Annotated in this window: 3 protein-coding genes; all 3 read right to left on the bottom strand. The window is 58.3% G+C overall.

What is annotated here, in order from left to right:
- Window positions 1-2,068, bottom strand: a 2,068-nt coding sequence (locus tag P792_RS25475; protein ID WP_161630824.1) for a TonB-dependent receptor, incomplete at its 3' end; no start/stop codon positions are given.
- A gap of 853 nt (window positions 2,069-2,921) precedes the next feature.
- A complete protein-coding gene (locus tag P792_RS25480; protein WP_023978138.1) occupies window positions 2,922-3,884 on the bottom strand; it encodes an ion channel in 963 nt (320 codons plus the stop codon).
- Window positions 3,885-3,914: 30 nt separating this feature from the next.
- Window positions 3,915-4,670: glutamate--tRNA ligase (locus P792_RS38455; RefSeq protein ID WP_023978139.1), on the bottom strand; the 756-nt coding region annotated here is incomplete at its 5' end.

Consider the following 4,670-nt stretch of genomic DNA (forward strand, 5'->3'; position numbering starts at 1 on the left):
CCCAGAGCGAGAACGTGGCCTTCGCACCCGTATTACCGAGCCGCACATTGGACACAGCGACACGCCCGTTGACGATCAGCCCGCTATCACCTTTAGGCTGATAAACGTTCTTGGGGTTTCCGATCCCCGCGTAGACTGGGTCGGTCGTGCCGGCATAATAACCGCTGTCGATATTGCCATCGAGATGGCCAAGCAGCGTGAAACCCTGGAACGGCCGCACATAATCCGCCTGGAAGCTGCCCGAATGAGCCGGGGTATAGCTCTGGTAGATTGGCACGAGCATGGAGCTGACCACACCCACCGAGTTGGGATAGGGATTGGCCGTGGGCGGGATGTGAACATAGTTATAGGCATAGGACAGGCCAAGCGTCAGGTAGCGTATGGGCGACACGCTCAGCTCGGCTTCGACGCCACTCAGATCACCGCGACCAGGTGCATTGATCGTCGAGGTGGTGGTACGCGTCGTCAGCTGATTGCCAATCTGGTAGGGCTTGCTGAAATCGACCTGGATATCCTTGTAGTCGCCCCAATATCCCGCAACGTTGAAACGTACACGCTGATCGAGAAACTCGGTCTTGGTGCCGACCTCGAACATCGAGACCGATTCAGGCCCGAAAGCCTCATAATTCTGCGCTCGTGAATTGGCTCCGCCCGGTTTGTAACCCGTGCTCCACTTCCCGTAGAGCAGCACATGACGGGCAAGATCACCGCTGATTTCCAGAAGCGGATCCACGCGTGACCATCCCGCATCAAAATCAATCGGGCCAGAGACACCCGCCGTATTGATCGGCGCCTGGTTGTTCACCGTTGTCAGCGTGCCCTGCTTGCCATCGTGAGACCAGCGCAGCCCCGCCGTCAGATGCAGCGCGTCATGAAGCACGGGTGGGGTATAGACAGCATTGCCGTAAACGCCCCAGCTTTTTGACGTGACATGGCTGGCGCGATCAATGGGCTGAAGGCTCCAGTCATCATAGGCCGGGCCGGTCAGCAGCCGGTATTCACTGCCAGCAGCATTGGTGAACTGGTTTGTATAGAAGGCCTGCGCGTTATCGGCGGCATGCTCGCGGTAATAGATGAAGCCACCCTGATATTTCAGGCGCTTCGTATGGCCGAAGGCCTGTATCTCCTGACTGATCTGGTTCTGCCAGAATCCTGCCAGCGAGTTACGTGCAAAGCTCATTCCGGTGAAATTGCCTGTGGTGTTGGAAAGGCTCCCGGAGGCCATCCCGTTGTCAAACTGGCTCTGGCTCAGTTCGCGATACGCCGTGATGAATCTGAAAGAGAGATATTGCGGTATCGCCTTGTAATCGAGCGTCATGCGATGCCCGCTGTTCTTGCCGATACTGGGCTCTTCGGGAACGCCGACAAACGCTCTTTTGGCGCGGGTCGTCTGCAACGTCGCAAGCTGCGCGAGCTTATTCGTTCCTCCCTTGAGCAACTGCATCCACAGCGTGGTCGTGCTGTCATAGGAATTGTCATAGGCATAGTCAGCGGTGAAGTTATAAACCGGATGATACATTGCCTCCACATGCACGCCGCGCTTGTCGTACTGGTTGAACCCTCCGGTGTCCGGCATCGGATTATCGACAAGCGGTCCGCGATGGGCGGTCACAGCGTCAACCTTGATCGCCAGATCATGGAAAGCTGGCAGATCGAGGTGCAACTCGCCCTTGTTGCTGTTGTAATTGCCAAACCCGCCAACCAGACGCATGCCGAATTTTCCTGTGGGGCGACGCGTCACGATGCTCAGGGCGCCAGCCTCGGTATTCCGGCCAAACAGCGTTCCCTGCGGCCCCTTGAGCACCTCCATGCTCTCCACATCGAAAAGCGCCGTGCCAAGTGCCTGCGGTCTGGCGACATAAACACCGTCGATATAGACGCCTACACCCTGGTCACGTGCGGGCTGGTTACTGTCACCCAGCACGCCGACACCGCGGATATTGACCACCAGTGCCGAATTGCGGCCTGAGAACTGGGCGATACGCAAGGAGGGTACGGAGCCGTCACCAAGATCAACCAGTGAGACGACGTGACGGTTGGCGAGTTGCCGGGCACTGAGGACCGACACGGATGCCGGGTCCTTCTGGTAGTTTTTGCTGTGGGCCTGCCCTGTCACGCTGATGCTCTCCGGCGTAACGTGATGGGCAACATGACGGGCGGACGATGCCCGAGCCGACGCCGGCGCTGCGGCGACTTCGCTGGCTCCAGCCTCGCCTGCATGCCGGGCAGGCTTTCCTGCGCCGCCTATTTTGTGCCGCGTTGTTCCCGGTTTACCTGCAGGCGCTGCCCTGGCTGTAGTCGGGGTATTCTGATGGGCATCATCCGATAGAGGCGTTGCGTAAGCGGCCCCCGAGCAGCAAAGGAAAGTGAACACCAGGCACAGTCTCTGACCTCTCAACACAAAACTCTCTCCTGCGCCGGATGCGCCGCATCTGGTCGTCCGGCTCTTCTGCAATCGACCCTGTTTCCGGCAAGTGCGCCCATCTGGCACTTCGGACTGGCTTCAATTAGATCGAAACAGAAATAGTTTTGTGTCGAATCAAGTATAGATCGTGAAGTAATTATTGCATTGACTTATTATTGAAACATTTAATAAATAATAAAGTCATATGTTTTGCTTAAACACAGGAAATTCCAAACAACCGCAGCGCCAAAGCGCGGTCCCATCATCGCGCGACACGGTGGCCCCATACGTGCCCACCGAACGCCCACTGGTCTCACTCAACCTCACTAGTGGATATGAAATCGGCGCGCGGTCAGGATACGATCAGCGCTTGATGCGCGCTTTCGGAGGCCTCCTCTGCCCCCTGAAGCGTCAGAGGTCCGAGGGAAGAGGTACGGAGAGTAACAGCCTCGAAAACAGGCGTTCATCCGCGCATGGGGTAAAGAAAGAGGACTGTGTGGGAAGGCCCATGGCCTCTTCACGCGGCGGCTTCGGCTTCCTGTTCGATGTCGTGAAGCCGTCTGTAATCCACGCGGTAATTGCCCGACGCGTCCTGCACGACCATATCCACGAAACGCATCCCCTTGATCATCTTTGCATGATCGTAACCGTGCTGGAGCAACACGGCCTGACCGGTTGCTTCATCCGTGCCACGTACGGTGACCAGAATTTCCGCATAGGTCGCGTCAAGCTGCTCGACGCTCAAAATAGCAAGAGGGCTAGCGCTATCGATGGGGTGCACCAGGGTTTCGGTGAACCGCAATTCGGGCATCTGCGATTGCAGAAGGGCAAGCCGTGTGAAGATACGGGTGGGGTATCCCCCCTCACCAATCACGAATTGGGAGAGTGAAAGTTCCGCCTCCATCGCCAGCACCGCGCTCTTGCGCGAATTGGCGAGCCTGATGCACAGGGCGGCAGGTGAAGCGCGCTGGCTGATTACCCCGATATGACTGAAAAGAATTTGCGCCCGTGGGCGCGAGAAGCGGGCAAAGACCACGCCAGTGGAAAGGGCATTGATCATCATGCCCAGAAGCGCCTCAACGGATACAAGCGCATTGGCCATGTGCCCGGTTGGGGCCATGACTCCATAGCCAACTGTTGAGAAGGTCTGCACGCTGAAGAAGAACAGGGAGAGCAGGTCGAGATCGGCAGCATTGTTGATATGGGCGTTGCATAGCCGATACAGCAGCGCAAAACCCAGGTTGATTGCGACATAGGCAATCGTGGACCACCCCAGAAACCGTGGCCATGAGGTGGTCAGGGCGTGATGATAGAGATCCGTCCAGAAATTGCTGCCAATGCCGACCCGTATGACCGACGCGCGTTGACGCCCCGTGCCAATCTCATCGCTTTCCTGCCCGGTTCCATCGTCAGCACCCTGCAGGGGCAGCCCGGACTGCACCCTGAAAAACTGCCGCCATCGGGACCTGTCGCGCTTCATGGCCCTTGCGCGTGGGTGAGCCCTCGCACCCTACCCTATAGCCGCTTCCTGCAGGCGACGCAGAACCAGATCACGCCCCATCAGCGGCAGAAGGGCATGCAACTCGGGCCCGGCCTCCTCGCCCGTCAGGGCAAGACGCAGCGGATGGAAAAGAGCCTTGCCCTTGCGGCCAGAGACGTCTTTCAGCGTTGCGATCCACTGCTTCCACGTTTCGCCATCCCACGGGGCGTCAGGCAGGGTCTGCTGCGCCTGCTCCAGGAATCCGGCCTCGTCACGCAGGGAGGGCGGCGCGATGTCGCCCTGCACCACTTCCCACCAGAAACCGATTTCGCCGGTCAGATCGACATTGCCACGTATGGCATTCCAGAAAGCCTCGCTTGCCCTCTCAGGCAGGCGGGTGCGGACATCCTCGAAGGACAGGGTATGCAGCAGGCGGCGGTTGAGCCCCAGCAGATGCTGCGTGTCGAAACGCGCTGCCGAACGCGAAATGTGCGACAGATCGAAACTCGCGATAGATTCTTCCAGTGTCATGGGCACCGGGTCGTCCGAACTGCCGATTCTGGACAGGTAGGACACAACCGATTGCGGCTCCATGCCGTCATGACGCAGCGCACGCAGCGACAACGCATCGAAGCGCTTGGACAACTTGCCGCCACCCTCATCCAGCAACAGGGGCAGATGGGCGAAGGTGAAACGAGCAGCCTTGCCACCCAGCGCCTCGATGATATCGAGCTGAACACCGGTGTTGGTAATATGATCCTCACCACGGATGATATGGGTAACATC

The organism is Asaia sp. SF2.1, from assembly GCF_000505765.1.
Classification (GTDB): domain Bacteria; phylum Pseudomonadota; class Alphaproteobacteria; order Acetobacterales; family Acetobacteraceae; genus Asaia; species Asaia bogorensis.

What these genes read in the sequence shown, in the direction of transcription:
- P792_RS25480 (WP_023978138.1), bottom strand. Translation starts at nt 3,884, where the DNA reads ATGAAGCGCGACAGGTCCCGATGGCGGCAGTTTTTCAGGGTGCAGTCC.